Origin of the sequence: Bradyrhizobium sp. C9 (assembly GCF_002532045.1) — a bacterium.
In the GTDB taxonomy this organism is placed as follows: Bacteria; Pseudomonadota; Alphaproteobacteria; order Rhizobiales; family Xanthobacteraceae; genus Bradyrhizobium.
Genome location: NZ_NWTG01000001.1, coordinates 996,252 through 1,010,941, shown reverse-complemented (window position 1 = coordinate 1,010,941; position 14,690 = coordinate 996,252). Strand labels below are relative to the sequence as shown.

Sequence of the window (14,690 nt, the reverse complement as noted above, 5' to 3'; positions counted from 1 at the left end):
TTTCAGAGTTCCACGACCGTGCGGATCGAGCGGCCGCGCCGCAGCGCCTCAAAACCATCATTGATGCCGTCGAGGTTGCAGCGGCCGGTGATCAGTTCGTCGAGCTTGAGCCGGCCGTCGAGATAGGCCTGCGCCAGCCAGGGGAAGTCGCGCCGCGGCCGCGCGCCGCCGTAGCTCGAGCGGCGAAACCGCTTCTCGCCCATCAACGCCCCCCAGCGGAAACTCACGTCTTGCGTGACGTCGATCTTGCCGAGCCAGATCACCTGACCGCCCGGCCGCACCGCCTCCGCGGTCTGCCGGAACGCCTGTGGATGTCCCGCCGCCTCGAGAATGACGTCGGCCCCTCGCCCGTGCGTCGCCTCCTTGGCGAACTGCACCGGATCCTCGCGCGCTGCGTTGACGGCGTGCGTGGCGCCGAGCTGCCGCGCCAGCGCAAGCTTTGCATCATCGAGGTCGACCGCGATAACGGCACCGGCGCCGGCGAGCCGGGCGCCCTGCACCGCTGCCAGCCCGACCGCGCCGCAGCCGGCGACCATCACGGTATCGCCGTAGCCGATATCGGCGACGTTGAGCGCGGCGCCAACGCCGGTCATGACGCCGCAGCCGATCAGGCAGGCACGATCGAACGGGATGTCCTTGGGCACGACGATCGCCTGCTGCGCCGGCAGCACGACATATTCCGAGAAGGCGCCGAGGAACATCAGATGCGCCAGGCTGCCGCCGCCCGCAAGCTGCGCCTTCGACGCGCCGTCGAAATGCACGCCTTCCGCGCCCCTGGCGAGATAGGTCTCGCACAGGATCGGCTGCGCGCGGTCGCAGTGAAAGCAGTGCCCGCAATGCGGATTCCAGGACAGGATGACGTGATCGCCAACACGCACGCCGTGGACCGCGCTGCCGACCTCCTCGACCATGCCGGCGGCCTCGTGCCCGAGGATCATCGGCAAGGGATAGCGCAGCGATCCGTCGATCACCTCCAGATCGGTGTGACAGAGCCCCGCGGCACGCACCTTCACCACGACATCGGTCGGCGTGGGCGGTACAAGCGAAACGCGCTCGATGGAGAGCGGCGTTCCGCTTTGATGCAGCACCGCCGCGCGACAGGTCAGGGTCATCTCATATTCTTTCGCCCGGAAATCAGCGTAGGGTTACACCGTGCGTCCGGACCGCAGCGCCGCGACCGCCTCGTCGAGATCGGCCGAGGAGAGCTCCCATTCATTACCGAAATTGGCGACGACGCGCTGCATGAAGCTCTCATGCAGCGCCTTCGCCGCAGCCGCGTCGTGCAGATGGTCATAGAGCAGCGCGAAGGCCAGCTGTGCCGGCTCGGGCCCCTCGTAGCTCCATTCGAAGCCGTGTTCGGTGAGCCGAAGCTGGTCGTAGTGCGGTGACAGCGGCTCGCCGTCGACCAGCACGGCAATGCCGTCGATGGTACGGTCCCCGGCATAGCGCGCCATCGGCGTCTCCCTGTGCTGCAGCATCATGTCAGGATCCCGGCGGACGCATCTTGAGGTCCTTCTTGACGACCTCGGGGAAGATCCACATCGCGACCGTGGCGAATACGCCAAGGAAGGCGACCGCGTAGCTCGGTCCCTGCTGTCCCAGATGGACCATGAAGACGTATCCGCAGGCCGCCGTGGCAAGGCACGCCAGCGACAGCATGAGCTTGATGTGGCTTGGCATCGAGACCTCTCCTCAGGTCCACATGTGGAACGACGGTGCCGCCACGCCGGCGAGCAACGCAAGTGCCGCGATCATGGCGCAGCAGGACAGCCGCAGTCCCGCGCGTCCGTCACGCCACCATAGCGGCAGCGCCTGAAACAGGGCGGGCAGGAACAGGAACAGCACGCCGCCTACGACGACGATTGTGGTCCAGCGCAGTTCGACCAAAGCAAATGCCAGCGTGCCGGCGAGCAATATCGCCCACAACGCGGTCGCCATGGTCACCGGAAGGACGGTGCGTCCGCGCAGCGGATACATCCCGGCCAGCTGCAGGAAGCCGATGCAGCACACGCTCCAGAGCGGGCCGAACCAGGCAAGGCCGGCGAGATTGGGTTCAAGCTGCGGCATGGGGCACCGATTGCTCCTTCACCACGACCCGCGGCGTCCGCGCGGTGCGCCGCATGTCGGTCTTCACGTAGCGGGTGCTGTAGCCGTTGAAGACGTGGCCAAGCAGGCCGCGATTGAGATCGGAAGTGCCGAACACATAATCCATCACCGGGAAGGTCAGGTTCATGTTCCGCTCCATCATGATCGACTGGTTGTGATGGGCGGTATGATGCCGGCGGATGGTGTTGACGAATGGCATGTTGCGCACGAAGGCATTTTCCTCGACGTGGCAGCAGAAATGCATGAATTCGTAGATCAGGTACATCGACGTGGTGGTGGTGATCAGCAGCCAGCCGGTATTGGCCGAGATCACGAGACCTGCGACGATCGCCGGCGGGATCGACATCAGGGTGAATACCACGAGCGCATAGGGCGGGAAGAAGGTGACGCGCCAGTCGTGATGATCGGCGAACCGCATTTCCTCCTCGGTGAAGAACTGATGGTGCATCAGGGTGTGGCGGCTGTAGATCGCGCGCAGCAGCGGCACGTTCGAGGGCCTGTGCATGACGAAGCGATGCACCGCCCATTCGAAGAAGTTAGCAATCAGGAACACCGCCGGAATGGTGAGGTATTCCCACCATTTCACGTCGTGCACATTGGCCAGATAGACGTACAGCGCCGTGAACCCGATCGTGTAGATCAGCACGACATGCAGCCAGCCATTGTACCAGCCCACCACGCGCTCGCGGTAGGTCGCGCGATATTTGCGCTGGCGGTCGGTCATCCCTGTTGCAGCCAACTCCATCGCGGCGTCCTCCATCATTCTTATCTGACATATCAGTAGCACATCAGTCGTCAAAGGCAAGCCACCTTGCGCCCCTTCCCGCCCCTCGGCGGCAAGGCTCAGACGACGGCCCAATAAAAAAGCCGCCCCGGACGATGTCCGAGGCGGCCTCTGCTGTTCGACAGTTCAGATGATCAGAGCAGTCCCGCGCCGCGGGCCCACTTGTACTTGGCGCCCAGCACCTCGACCGGCAGCTCGGTCGAATAGGCGTAGGCCGGAATGCCGTTCTGGTAGAGATATTCGGCGGCTTCCTCGACCTCGACGTCGCCGGCGAGCGAGGCGACGATCGGCTTCACGAAGCCCTTGGCCTCCATCTCCTTCTTCACCTCGACCATGTTGCGCGCGAACACCATCGGCGGCGTCACGATGGTGTGCCAGTAGCCGAGGATCAGCGCGTGGATGCGCTCATCCGACAGACCGAGCTTCACGGTGTTGACATAGGTGATCGGCGGCTCGCCGCCGGTGATATCCACAGGATTTCCAGCCGCGCCGAACGGCGGGATGAACTTGCGGAATGCCGCATCGAGGTCCGGCGGCATCTGCATCAGCGACAGGCCGTTGTCGACGACGGAGTCGGAGAGCAGCACGCCGGAACCGCCCGCGCCGGTGATGATCAGGACGTTCTCGCCCTTCGGCGTCGGCAGCACCGGCACGCCGCGGGCGAATTCGAGCAGCTGCCGGAGCGAGCGTGCGCGGATCACGCCGGACTGCTTGAACACGTCCTCGTAGATCTTGTCGTTGCCGGCGAGCGCGCCGGTGTGCGACGACGCCGCCTTCGCACCTGCCGAGGTGCGGCCGGCTTTCAGCACGACCACCGGCTTCTTCTTGGAGACGCGCTTGGCGGCCTCCGCGAAGGCGCGACCGTCCTTCAGGTCTTCGCAGTGTTGCGCGATGAGATTGGTGTTGGGGTCCTGCTCGAAGAAGGCGAGCAGATCGTCCTCGTCGATGTCGGACTTGTTGCCGAGGCCGACGATCGCCGACACGCCCATCTTGGCCGAGCGCGAGAAGCCGATGATCGCCATGCCGATGCCGCCCGACTGCGACGACAGCGCGGCGTGCCCCTTGACGTCATAGGCGGTGCAGAACGTGGCGCAGAGATTGGCCGGCGTATAGTAGAAGCCGTAGATGTTCGGCCCCATCAGGCGGATGTTGTACTTCTTGCCGACCTCGACGATCTCGGCCTGCAATTCGGGCGCGCCAGCTTCGGCAAAGCCCGAGGGAATCAGCACCGCGCCGGGGATTTTCTTCTCGCCGCACTCGACGAGCGCGCCGGCGACGAATTTCGCGGGGATCGCGAACACCGCCGTGTCGATCACGCCGGGCACGTCCTTGACGCTCTTGTAGGCCTTGTAGCCGAGAATCTCCGCGGCCTTCGGGTGGATCGGATAGATCTCGCCCTTGTAGCCGCCGTTGATGAGATTCTTCATCACGGAGTTGCCGATCTTGCCGTCTTCGGCGGAGGCGCCGATCACGGCGACGCCCTTCGGCTGCATGATGCGGCTCATCGCCGCGACGATCTCCTCGGTCGGGCGCGGCGCCGGACGCGGCTTGTAGTCGAAGTCGACGACGATGCGCACGTCGGCGGCGATCGCGTTCTTGCTGGTGGCGAACACCGGATTGAGGTCGAGCTCGACGATCTCGGGGAAATCGCTGACCAGCTGCGACACCTTGACGATGACGTCGGCGAGCGCCTCGCGGTTGACCGGCTCGCCGCCGCGCACGCCCTTCAGCATCTCATGCGCCTGGATGCCGTCGAGCATCGACAGCGCATCGTCCTTGGTCGCGGGCGCGAGGCGGAAGGTGATGTCCTTGAGGATTTCGACCAGCACGCCGCCGAGGCCGAAGGCGACCAGCTTGCCGAACGAACCGTCGGTGATCGAGCCGACGATCACCTCGGTGCCGCCGCCCAGCATCTGCTGGACCTGAATGCCCTCGATCTTGGCATCGGCCTTGTATTTCTTGGCGTTGGCCAGAATCGTCTCGTAGCTCTTCTCGGCGTCCGCGGCGCTCTTGACGCCGACCACCACGCCGCCGGCCTCGGTCTTATGCAGGATGTCGGGCGAGACGATCTTCATCACGACAGGGAAGCCCATGTCGGAGGCGATCCGCGCAGCCTCGGCGGCAGACTTGGCGACGCCTTCCTTCGGCACCGGAATGCCGTAAGCGTCGCAGACCACCTTGCCTTCGGGCGCGGTGAGGCTCGTGCGCTTATCGGCCCTGACCGCATCGAGAATTTTGCGGACCGCATCCTTCGAATTTGACATTGGCTTCCTCCTGGGACAGATTTCGTGGCATTTGGTATGCCAAAAACGTAATTGTCAAGGTCGGTCGATGTCCAAAAATACCGAAAAATATGGGCAGCTTGACATTCTGGTATTTGGCATGCCAAAAATCTAAGGTAATTTCTTCTGCTAAGAAGACGTCTCCAAGAGGAGGAGACGAGTCGTGCCAGAACCGAAACAGACCAAGGCGTCGCCCACCATGGCTGACACAGATATCGCCATCGTCCGGATCGCCCCGGAGACGAGCTTCAAGAACAAGGCCTATGAGGCCTTGAAGGAAGCGATCCTGAAGATGGACATCTACGCGACGCCGGAGCCCGTGATGCTCGACGAGCGCGCACTGTCCGAGCGCCTCGGCGTCAGCCGCACGCCGATCCGCGAAGCGATCGCGATGCTCGAGCAGGACGGATTCGTGAAGACCGTGCCGCGCCGCGGCATCGTCGTGGTCCGCCGCACCAAGGCGGAGATCGTCGACATGATCCGCGCCTGGGCTGCGCTGGAAAGCATGGCGGCGCGCCTGATCACGACCACCGCGCGCAAGAAGGACATCACGGCGCTGCGCGACTTCTTCAAGGACTTCAGCGACGACCGCCTGCCGCAGGATCACGTCGAGGAATACTCCAAGGCCAACATCGCGTTCCACCAGGCACTGATCTCGCTGTCGGAATCGCCGGTTCTGGTCGACCTCACCAATGACCTGCTGCTGCATGTGCGCGGCTATCGCCAGCTCACGATCGGCCGCAAGGACCGCACCGCGACCTCGCTGCCGGAGCATCTCGGGATCATCGAGGCACTGGAAGCGCGCGACACCGAGCTCGCCGAAAAGCGCGCCCGCGATCACACGCTTGGCCTTGCCGCCTATGTCGAGGCGCATGGCCAAGAATTATTCACGTAGAGAACCGTTCACGTAAGTTTGAGAGTCCACACCCGCTTCAGACGACAATCAGATCGTCCGAACCAAGAACGATCAGGGAGACGATGCCGATGCTGAATACCGCTACGAAGTCCGAGGCACCGGGCACCGAGCAAGAATTGACCGATGGCTTTCATCTCGTCATCGATGCGCTCAAGCTCAACGGCATCGACACCGTCTATGGTGTGCCGGGTATCCCGATCACGGACCTGGGCCGCATGGCCCAGGCGGCGGGCATTCGCGTGCTCTCGTTCCGCCACGAGCAGAATGCCGGCTATGCGGCCTCGATCGCCGGCTTCCTGACCAAGCGTCCCGGCGTCTGCCTCACGGTGTCGGCGCCCGGCTTCCTCAACGGCCTCACGGCCCTTGCCCACGCCACCACCAACTGCTTCCCGATGATCCTGATCTCGGGCTCGTCCGAGCGCGAGATCGTCGACCTGCAGCAGGGCGACTATGAGGAGATGGACCAGCTCGCGATCGCCAAGCCGCTGTGCAAGGCGGCGTTCCGCGTGCTGCATGCCCAAGACATCGGCATCGGCCTTGCGCGCGCGATCCGCGCCGCGGTGTCGGGCCGTCCCGGCGGCGTCTATCTCGATCTGCCGGCAAAGCTGTTCGGCCAAGTCATGGACGCGGCGGCCGGCGAGAAGTCGCTGGTCAAGGTGATCGACGCAGCGCCAGCGCAGCTCCCTGCCCCGTCATCCGTCAAGCGCGCGCTCGACGTGCTGAAGAGCGCAAAGCGTCCGCTGATCATCCTCGGCAAGGGCGCGGCCTATGCGCAGGCCGACGAGGCGATCAAGAATTTCGTCGAGAAGAGCGGCGTGCCGTTCCTGCCGATGAGCATGGCCAAGGGCCTGCTGCCCGATCTGCATCCGCAATGCGCGGGTGCCGCGCGCTCGACCGTGCTGAAGGAAGCCGACGTCGTGATGCTGATCGGCGCCCGCCTCAACTGGCTGCTGTCGCACGGCAAGGGCAAGACCTGGGGCGAGGCCCCGAAGAAGTTCATCCAGGTCGACATCGAGCCGAAGGAAATGGATTCCAACGTCGAGATCGTCGCCCCCGTGGTCGGCGATATCGGCTCCTGCGTGTCCGCGTTCCTCGACGCCATGGGCGCCAACTGGTCGGCCGCACCGAGCGACTGGCTCGCCACGGTGGCGAAGAAGCGTGACGACAACGTCGCCAAGATGGCGCCGAAGCTGATGAGCAACGCCTCGCCGATGGACTATCACGGTGCGCTCGGCGCGCTGCGCACGATCATCGCGGAACGTCCCGACACCATCTTCGTCAACGAAGGCGCCAACACGCTCGACCTCGCCCGCGGCGTCGTCGACATGCACAAGCCGCGCAAGCGGCTCGACGTCGGCACCTGGGGCGTGATGGGCATCGGCATGGGCTATTCGATCGCGGCTGCGATCGAGACCGGCCTGCCCGTGCTCGCGGTCGAAGGCGACAGCGCGTTCGGCTTCTCCGGCATGGAGGTCGAGACCATCTGCCGCTACAAGCTGCCGATCTGCGTCGTGATCTTCAACAATGACGGCATCTATCGCGGCACCGACGTCAACAGCGCCGGCGACGATCCGGCGACCACCGTGTTCGTCAAGGGCTCGCGCTACGACAAGATGATGGAAGCCTTCGGCGGCGTCGGCGTCAACGCCACCTCGCCCGACGAGCTGAAGCGTGCGGTCAATGCGGCGCTGGACAGCGGCAAGCCGACCCTGATCAACGCGGTGATCGATCCGGCGGCGGGCTCGGAGAGCGGCCGCATCGGCAACCTCAATCCGCAGAGCGTTCTGAAGAAAAAGTAAGCAATCCCCTTCAACCCATTTTCCCTGCGGGTGCAGGGGCAGACCAGAGTACGGAGCATACGATATGACCAAGGCGCTCAAGGGCGTTCGCATTCTCGATTTCACCCACGTCCAGTCGGGTCCGACCTGCACGCAATTGCTGGCCTGGTTCGGCGCCGACGTGATCAAGGTCGAGCGTCCCGGCGTCGGCGACATCACCCGTGGCCAGTTGCAGGACATCCCGAACGTGGACAGCCTGTATTTCACCATGCTGAACCACAACAAGCGCTCGATCACGCTGGACACCAAGAACCCGAAGGGCAAGGAAGTGTTGACCGCGCTGATCAAGCAGTGCGACGTGCTGGTCGAGAATTTCGGCCCCGGCGTGCTCGATCGCATGGGTTTCCCCTGGGAGAAGATCCACAGCATCAACCCGAAGATGATCGTTGCCTCGATCAAGGGTTTCGGCCCCGGCCCGTATGAGGATTGCAAGGTCTACGAGAACGTCGCGCAGTGCACCGGCGGCGCTGCCTCAACCACCGGCTTCCGCGACGGCCTGCCGCTGGTCACCGGCGCGCAGATCGGCGACAGCGGCACCGGCTTGCACCTCGCGCTCGGCATCGTCACCGCGCTCTACCAGCGCACCCACTCGGGCAAGGGCCAGCGCGTCACCGCGGCGATGCAGGACGGCGTGCTCAACCTCGCCCGCGTCAAGCTGCGCGACCAGCAGCGCCTCGCCCACGGCCCGCTGAAGGAATACAGCCAGTTCGGCGAAGGCATCCCGTTCGGCGATGCCGTGCCGCGCGCCGGCAACGATTCCGGCGGCGGCCAGCCCGGCCGCATCCTGAAGTGCAAGGGCTGGGAGACCGACCCGAACGCCTACATCTACTTCATCACCCAGGCCCCGGTCTGGGAGAAGATCTGCGACGTGATCGGCGAGCCGACCTGGAAGACCGATCCGAACTACGCCAAGCCGCCGGCCCGCCTGCCGCGCCTCAACGAGATCTTCGCCCGCATCGAGCAGTGGACGATGACGAAGACCAAGTTCGAAGCGATGGAAATCCTCAACAAGGACGACATCCCCTGCGGCCCGATCCTGTCGATGAAGGAGATCGCCGAAGACCAGTCGCTGCGCGCGACCGGTACCGTGGTCGAGGTCGATCACCCGACCCGCGGCAAGTACGTCTCGGTCGGCAACCCGATCAAGCTGTCGGATTCGCCGAGCGAAGTCGCCCGCTCGCCGCTGCTCGGCGAGCACACCGACGAGATCCTGCGCGAGGTGCTCGGCTTCAGCGATCACCAGGTCGCCGAGATCCACGACTCCGGCGCGCTCGACCCGCCGCGCAAGCAGGCGGCCGAGTAACGGCTGCGCTCGATCAAGACACGAATGGCCGCGGGCAACCGCGGCCATTTTTGTTTGAGCCGGCCGTCTGCGCTCCGCAATCAATTGCGGAGATCAGGGCCCTCATCGATGGTGCGAGCGGTCAACTTCTGCGCGCCACGTCGCCAGTGCCTGACGCCAACGGCAGGCCGGATGCGCGGGTCGATCTCGGCGGCGCAAGGTCCTGGATAAAGTCTCTGAGCGCCTCGGTATCGAACGGCTTGCGGAGTATTTTCAGGCTTGGCGGGGCTGCCTTTGCGGCATCGCTGTATCCGGTTGTGAGGGCTATCGGCAAACCGGGATACCGCGACCGAACTTCTCTCGCGAGCCCGACGCCATCGATGGTCCCAGGCATGACGATATCGCTGAAGACGAGATCGATCCTCGTACCGCTATCGAGCAGCTTCAACGCCGCTTCGGCCGAGTCCCGGTAGATGGTTTCATAACCAAGATGCTCGAACAGCGATGATGTCACATCCGCTACTTCCGGGCTGTCGTCGACAACGAGAACCGTCTGCCGCGGCGGCTGCCTTGGCCTTGCCCGGGCAGCGGCGAGCTCCTTGCTGGCGATCTGCTCGTCCGCACAGGACGGCAGATAGATCGTGATCGTTGTTCCCTGTCCAACCTTGCTGTCTGCCGTCACCGTTCCGCCCGCCTGGTGCGCAAAACCATAAACCTGGGACAAACCGAGCCCGGTCCCCTTGCCGACCTCCTTGGTCGTGAAGAACGGATCGAACATCTTGGACAGAAGATGTGGCGGAATGCCGGTGCCGGTATCGCCAAGTGTGATCGCAAAGAAGGCCTTGCCACGGCGATCGCCGCCGGTGTCCTGATTAGCGGTGACCGCGTGGACGGACAACGTGAATGTGCCGCCGCTTGGCATCGCATCTCGCGCGTTGACGGCGATGTTGACGATCGCAAGTTCAAGTTCGGCGAGGTCGACCTTGACCGGCGAAACACTGTCGCCAACGTTCTCGTTGTACACGATGTTCCCACGCAGCGAGCTCTCGATCATGGTCCGCATGTTCTTGATGGACGCATTCAGATCAACGACCGTCGGGCTGAGGTGCTGGTGACGAGAGAATGTCAACAATTGGCGCGTGAGGCTCTCGCCGCGTTTGGCCGCGGTTTGTATGGCTTCGATGGCTTTCGGCAGTTTTGGATCGAGCAGGCGTTGGAATATCTGGGCACTGCCTCCGATGATCATCAACAGATTGTTGAAGTCGTGCGCGATGCCGCCGGTCAGCTTGCCGATTGCCTCCATCTTCTGGGACATCGCGAGCTGTTCGCGCGCCTGGACCAACTTCTCCTCGGCGTCGCGGCGCTCCGTCGCGTCGCGCAGGATACTGATGAAGCCGATCAGATTTCCTGCGTCATCATGGCTCGATGAGACCGAGCCCGTGATGAAAAACGGCGTACCATTCTTCCTGATACGCCACCCCTCTACGTCGTACTTGCCGCTTTCGATTGCCGACTCCAGCGCGTGTGTCGGCGAACCGGCGCGGCGTTCATCCGGCCGATAGAATATCCCGAAATGCTTGCCTATGATTTCTTCCGAGCTGTAGCCGATGATCTTTTGAGCGGTGCTATTCCAGCTCGTCACGTGTCCTTCTCGATCAAGCGCAAAAATCGCGTAGTCGACAACGCCCTCGATAAGGGTCTGGAAGTGCCGTCTGATGCTGTCGAGCGCCAAAGCTTTCCGTTCAAGCTGACCGTTCAGCTGGTCCTGGACCGAAAGCAAATGGGCTTCCCTGGCCTGGCGCGTCGCGCTTGCCGCGGCCAGGGCAAGAGGCGGCGCCGACGCGATGATCGAAAGCACGAACAGGGATAACAGCGCTCCGTTCGGATCGATTTTCGGAAAGGGATCATTCGCCACCGAGAACCCCCACACGGCAGTTCCGATGAAGATCAACGCGGCCGTCGCCACGGTGCAGCGATCGCCGCGCAGACCGGTCCAGATCAAGGGCAGCAGAACCAGAAAGCCCAGAAGGCTGCGATGCGGCAGCAACACGTCGAGGCCGCTGCTGACGAGGTCGCTGCCGATCAGCGGGCTGTAGGCAGCGAGCCCGATGATACCGGCGAGCGCAGCGGCTGCGATCGATTGCAGCAGCGTCCATCTGGAAGCAACGCGGAAGGGCATGGTCGCCCAGAGCACGATGACCGGAGCGATCGCCAGCGCCCCAGCAGCGTCCGCAAGCCACCAGGTCAACCCGGCGACGACGGAATCGGAAAAGTTCGATTCGTTGGCGAGCGTGAAGCCGGCCAAGGCGATGGCTGAACTGATCATCGTAGTCGGCGCAAAGCAAATGATTGCAAACTTTCCGACACCGGACGGTGTGGCAAACGTCTGGCGGCCGTTCGACCAGCGGCCGATCAGCCATGTCCCGGCACATGCGGCAAGGAGGCTGCCGATCCCGGCGGCGCCGATCTCGAGGAGCGGTCGGTCGGCCAAGAGGTACGGCGAGATGGCTCCCACCAGGATCGCGGGCCAGATCCGGTAGCCGCGCAGCAGGACCAGCGCAAGCGCGAGCCCGGTTGGTGGCCATAGCGGTGTCGCGGCTGGATTGAGTGCGGGAAGCAATCGCGCGGATTCGGCCAGGCCACCGTAGATCGCGGCAGCTACCAGGATTTCCGCCGCGTAGGTCGCAACACTCCGAGCGTCGCCAAAAGCGAAAATCCTGGCCTTGTCGAATCTTGCCCCTTCCATCGCAAGCCTTTGCAGTGGGCATCTCAAGGATGCGAATGCAGTTTTGACCAAAGCATGGCCGCACGATCGTGAGAAGAGAGGCGCCGGACAACTTCGGAACGGGCCATCGGGCAGCACCATTGACCTAACGGCGGCGATACGCAAGCCGCAGCGGCATCCGGACTACGAATCGGTCCGATCCCGCCACCTTTCGATGAGATCATGAGCAATCATTTTCCTTGCTGGCGCAAGAACTCTCGCTGTCCTTGGCGAAGGAGCTTCAGGCCGGTACGACCGCCCATGCGGCGCTGTCAAAGCAGATCACCGCGGTTCTCGATCTTTGAAGCGGATATTGATCCTTCATTTCCGGGGCAACGGTGGCCTATCAGCCCAGCCCTCGTCACGGATATGGTCAATCAAGTCGAAAAAGTCGCGCACGCAATCCATCAAGTCTCGAAACAGGATGAACACGCGCAAGTCGATTTAGCCGCCGGCGCGGTAGCGGCACGTCTCGCGCCCAAGCTCTTCCACTCCCATCGCACTGTGAAGCCTTGCGAGCTATCTGATGTTGCGCGAACCATCGCTGAGGCGCAGCCGATCACGAACCTGATCAACCGCCCGCACCGCTCTTCGCGTCGTCCCCCTCATCGCCCGGCACATATTCCAGAATGTCCCCGGGCCGGCAGTCCAGTTCGCGGCAGATCGCCGACAGCGTGGAGAAGCGCATCGCCTTGGCCTTGCCGGTCTTCAGGATCGACAGGTTCTGAATCGAGATGCCTATCGCGTCCGCGAGGTCTCCGAGGCGGCGCTTGCGCTTTGCGAGCATGACATCGAGGTTGACCACGATGGGCACGAACATCACCCTCAGATCGTCAGATCGTTTTCGGACTGCAGCAGGATGGCGTGCTCGAGCACGAACTTCAGCGCCATCAGGAACACACCGCCTGCGATGGTGCCGACATCGAGGTTGTAGTTCAGCAGCAGGAACTTGATGTCGCCGATCCGATACAAGACATAGATCACCGCGTTGGTCGTGATCGTATCGACGAACGGCCAGACCACCAGAAAGATCCCCATCCACCAGATACCCTGCAGTGTCTCGGACACAAAAATCCGGCCGTTCGCGAATCGATTCACCATCCGATGAAGCATGCCGATCAGCACGGCGTAAAACGATACCCCAAGCGCAAACAGCGACCAGAACAGCAGCCGGCCCATGGTCGACATGGTGAGCGGGTTGGCGACGATGCTGGCGCACTTCGCCTGCTCGCCGCTCAGGCTTTCCGCGATCGTGACCGGCGCGGTCGTGGTGCGGTAATAGGCCAGCCACAGCACCACCGGGAGGGCGGCCCAGATCGCCCAGAACGCCCAATCGAGCCGGCGAAACCAAAGCTGGCGCTGCTCGCGAACCGATTTCCTCATCACATCCATCCGAATAATTTTTTGCCCGTGCCGGCCATACGGCCTGAAAGCATCATGCTGCGGTAATGTTGTTGACTCAACCTTAAACGTGATTTATTTCATGTTTATCATGAAATTTTTCATGAAGAAGGTGGATGATGACGTTACCCCCAGATAATGACGGCCTCCGAAGGGCCCTGAAACAGCTGATTCACGCGCACCTGGCGCGCCGCCTGATCGTGGCAGCGTTCTACATTCCACTGCTCGGCAGCGCCGCCGATGCCGCCAAAGCCACCGACAAGGCCAACGATCCGGCCGGCGTCTGGCTGACCCAATCCGGTGACGCCAGGATCAAGGTCCAGCGCTGCGGCAGCGCGCTGTGCGGCCGCGTCGTCTGGCTGAAGGAGCCGACCGACAAGGCCACCGGCAAGCCGCAGCGCGACGACAAGAATGCCGATCCCGCGCAGCGGACCCGGCCGGTGATGGGCATCTCGCTCTTCATCAACATGCAGCCCGCAGGCCCGAACAAATGGGCCGGCAGGATCTACAACGCCGATGACGGCAAGACCTATGAGAGCTCGGTGACGCTGGTGTCGTCGGGCACGCTGAACGTTCGCGGCTGCATGGGAACGCTGTGCGCGGGCGAAGACTGGACGCGGTGAAGGGATCTGGCCCCGACCCTTCATCGGCCAAGAAGAAAAGCAAACCCAGTCACTCAAGGCCGCCGCATTCGGCGGCCTTTCTTTTTTGCAGCGATGTCGCCAGCGTCTCAGCCCTCGAGGCCGAGCTTCCACAGCGGCGGCAGCCGGCGGGCCGCGATCGTGATCGCGCACACCACGCCGCCGTTCGCCGACCTGTCTCGCCGACCGCGGCGCTCGCGTTCCAGAGCACCGGCGCAAGCTTCACGGTGAAAGGCGTGCCGCTCGCCCGCAATGCGGCACTGGTGGAAGGCGGGCTCGATCTGCGTATCACCGCGCAGGCAAGCTTCGGCATCCCCTATGTCGGACAGCTTGCCGATCGGGTGCAGGATCATTCGGTGAAGGGCAACTTCAGCCGGAAGTTCTGACGACGGTTTTGAGTTCGTCGTCGAGGCCGAGCAGCTGCAATCATCATGCTATTCCCGCTAGCGGGAAGAACGACAGCTTTGATTCGATTTTGCGCGCAATTCGCGGCGATTGCGGAACCGGTCTGTTGCAGCAAAGCCTCGCCCGCCGGCTGATCGTACGCGCGCACGTTGATGTACCCTTTTGGGTGGTGGCAAGATTGTGGTCCATTGCGGAATCTGTCGACGGTGTCGACTCCCGACACGTCGCGCGACATCATCAGGGCTCGGCAAGCGCTGGCCCGATGAAAGCC

At 63.2% G+C, this 14,690-nt stretch carries 14 protein-coding genes; 5 read left to right on the top strand and 9 right to left on the bottom strand.

Annotation, left to right across the window (positions count from 1 at the left end; all coding sequences use genetic code 11):
* Nucleotides 1-2: 2 nt before the first annotated feature.
* The 6 genes from CO675_RS04395 to CO675_RS04370 all read right to left on the bottom strand — a co-directional run bounded on the left by CO675_RS04395 (nt 3) and on the right by CO675_RS04370 (nt 5,154).
* Nucleotides 3-1,112: a Zn-dependent alcohol dehydrogenase gene (locus tag CO675_RS04395; protein ID WP_097670739.1), complete on the bottom strand. Its 1,110-nt coding sequence runs from the start codon at nt 1,110-1,112 to the stop codon at nt 3-5.
* Nucleotides 1,113-1,145: 33 nt separating this feature from the next.
* Nucleotides 1,146-1,454, bottom strand: coding sequence for a DUF6166 domain-containing protein (locus CO675_RS04390; RefSeq protein ID WP_198964487.1), 309 nt, complete (start codon nt 1,452-1,454; stop codon nt 1,146-1,148).
* Nucleotides 1,455-1,482: 28 nt separating this feature from the next.
* Entirely contained in the window at nt 1,483-1,680 is a 198-nt protein-coding gene (locus CO675_RS04385; protein WP_097670737.1) for a hypothetical protein, read from the bottom strand.
* A gap of 12 nt (nt 1,681-1,692) precedes the next feature.
* On the bottom strand, nt 1,693-2,067 hold the full coding sequence (locus tag CO675_RS04380; protein ID WP_097670736.1) for a hypothetical protein: 375 nt from the start codon (nt 2,065-2,067) through the stop codon (nt 1,693-1,695).
* Nucleotides 2,054-2,851 (bottom strand): sterol desaturase family protein, encoded by a 798-nt coding sequence (locus CO675_RS04375; RefSeq protein ID WP_097670925.1) that lies wholly within the window; start codon nt 2,849-2,851, stop codon nt 2,054-2,056. Before CO675_RS04375 ends, CO675_RS04380 begins: the two co-directional genes overlap by 14 nt.
* A 173-nt stretch (nt 2,852-3,024) precedes the next feature.
* Nucleotides 3,025-5,154, bottom strand: a complete 2,130-nt coding sequence (locus tag CO675_RS04370; protein WP_097670735.1) for an acetate--CoA ligase family protein — start codon at nt 5,152-5,154, stop codon at nt 3,025-3,027.
* Between the two features lie 217 nt (nt 5,155-5,371).
* Here CO675_RS04370 and CO675_RS04365 point away from each other — a divergent pair, with 217 nt between their 5' ends.
* The 3 genes from CO675_RS04365 to frc all read left to right on the top strand — a co-directional run bounded on the left by CO675_RS04365 (nt 5,372) and on the right by frc (nt 9,229).
* On the top strand, nt 5,372-6,067 hold the full coding sequence (locus CO675_RS04365; RefSeq protein WP_097670734.1) for a GntR family transcriptional regulator: 696 nt from the start codon (nt 5,372-5,374) through the stop codon (nt 6,065-6,067).
* Between the two features lie 89 nt (nt 6,068-6,156).
* The gene (gene oxc, locus CO675_RS04360) at nt 6,157-7,887 is read left to right on the top strand and encodes an oxalyl-CoA decarboxylase (protein ID WP_097670924.1); all 1,731 of its coding nucleotides are present in this window, start codon (nt 6,157-6,159) and stop codon (nt 7,885-7,887) included.
* 64 nt (nt 7,888-7,951) lie between these two features.
* Entirely contained in the window at nt 7,952-9,229 is a 1,278-nt protein-coding gene (gene frc / locus CO675_RS04355) for a formyl-CoA transferase (protein WP_097670733.1), read from the top strand.
* A 121-nt stretch (nt 9,230-9,350) separates the two neighbouring features.
* Here the strand turns inward: frc and CO675_RS04350 are convergent, their stop codons facing one another.
* The 3 genes from CO675_RS04350 to CO675_RS04340 all read right to left on the bottom strand — a co-directional run bounded on the left by CO675_RS04350 (nt 9,351) and on the right by CO675_RS04340 (nt 13,355).
* Nucleotides 9,351-11,954: an MASE1 domain-containing protein gene (locus CO675_RS04350; protein ID WP_097670732.1), complete on the bottom strand. Its 2,604-nt coding sequence runs from the start codon at nt 11,952-11,954 to the stop codon at nt 9,351-9,353.
* A 589-nt stretch (nt 11,955-12,543) separates the two neighbouring features.
* Complete coding sequence (locus CO675_RS04345; protein WP_097670731.1) at nt 12,544-12,792, bottom strand: helix-turn-helix domain-containing protein; 249 nt, start codon at nt 12,790-12,792, stop codon at nt 12,544-12,546.
* A 5-nt stretch (nt 12,793-12,797) separates the two neighbouring features.
* A complete protein-coding gene (locus CO675_RS04340) occupies nt 12,798-13,355 on the bottom strand; it encodes a DUF2975 domain-containing protein (protein WP_158231181.1) in 558 nt (185 codons plus the stop codon).
* A 134-nt stretch (nt 13,356-13,489) separates the two neighbouring features.
* Here CO675_RS04340 and CO675_RS04335 point away from each other — a divergent pair, with 134 nt between their 5' ends.
* On the top strand, nt 13,490-13,996 hold the full coding sequence (locus CO675_RS04335) for a DUF2147 domain-containing protein (RefSeq protein WP_097670729.1): 507 nt from the start codon (nt 13,490-13,492) through the stop codon (nt 13,994-13,996).
* A complete protein-coding gene (locus CO675_RS04330; RefSeq protein ID WP_143278874.1) occupies nt 13,969-14,400 on the top strand; it encodes an autotransporter domain-containing protein in 432 nt (143 codons plus the stop codon). Before CO675_RS04335 ends, CO675_RS04330 begins: the two co-directional genes overlap by 28 nt.
* Nucleotides 14,401-14,690 lie beyond the last annotated feature (290 nt).

Bases quoted from the DNA above. Each gene is read 5' to 3' on its own strand.
- oxc (WP_097670924.1), top strand. From the start codon at position 6,157: ATGCTGAATACCGCTACGAAGTCCGAGGCACCGGGCACCGAGCAAGAA.
- CO675_RS04370 (WP_097670735.1), bottom strand. From the start codon at position 5,154: ATGTCAAATTCGAAGGATGCGGTCCGCAAAATTCTCGATGCGGTCAGG.
- CO675_RS04390 (WP_198964487.1), bottom strand. From the start codon at position 1,454: ATGGCGCGCTATGCCGGGGACCGTACCATCGACGGCATTGCCGTGCTG.
- CO675_RS04375 (WP_097670925.1), bottom strand. From the start codon at position 2,851: ATGGAGTTGGCTGCAACAGGGATGACCGACCGCCAGCGCAAATATCGC.
- CO675_RS04380 (WP_097670736.1), bottom strand. From the start codon at position 2,067: ATGCCGCAGCTTGAACCCAATCTCGCCGGCCTTGCCTGGTTCGGCCCG.
- frc (WP_097670733.1), top strand. From the start codon at position 7,952: ATGACCAAGGCGCTCAAGGGCGTTCGCATTCTCGATTTCACCCACGTC.
- CO675_RS04335 (WP_097670729.1), top strand. From the start codon at position 13,490: ATGATGACGTTACCCCCAGATAATGACGGCCTCCGAAGGGCCCTGAAA.
- CO675_RS04345 (WP_097670731.1), bottom strand. From the start codon at position 12,792: ATGTTCGTGCCCATCGTGGTCAACCTCGATGTCATGCTCGCAAAGCGC.
- CO675_RS04365 (WP_097670734.1), top strand. From the start codon at position 5,372: ATGGCTGACACAGATATCGCCATCGTCCGGATCGCCCCGGAGACGAGC.
- CO675_RS04395 (WP_097670739.1), bottom strand. From the start codon at position 1,112: ATGACCCTGACCTGTCGCGCGGCGGTGCTGCATCAAAGCGGAACGCCG.
- CO675_RS04340 (WP_158231181.1), bottom strand. From the start codon at position 13,355: ATGAGGAAATCGGTTCGCGAGCAGCGCCAGCTTTGGTTTCGCCGGCTC.
- CO675_RS04350 (WP_097670732.1), bottom strand. From the start codon at position 11,954: ATGGAAGGGGCAAGATTCGACAAGGCCAGGATTTTCGCTTTTGGCGAC.
- CO675_RS04385 (WP_097670737.1), bottom strand. From the start codon at position 1,680: ATGCCAAGCCACATCAAGCTCATGCTGTCGCTGGCGTGCCTTGCCACG.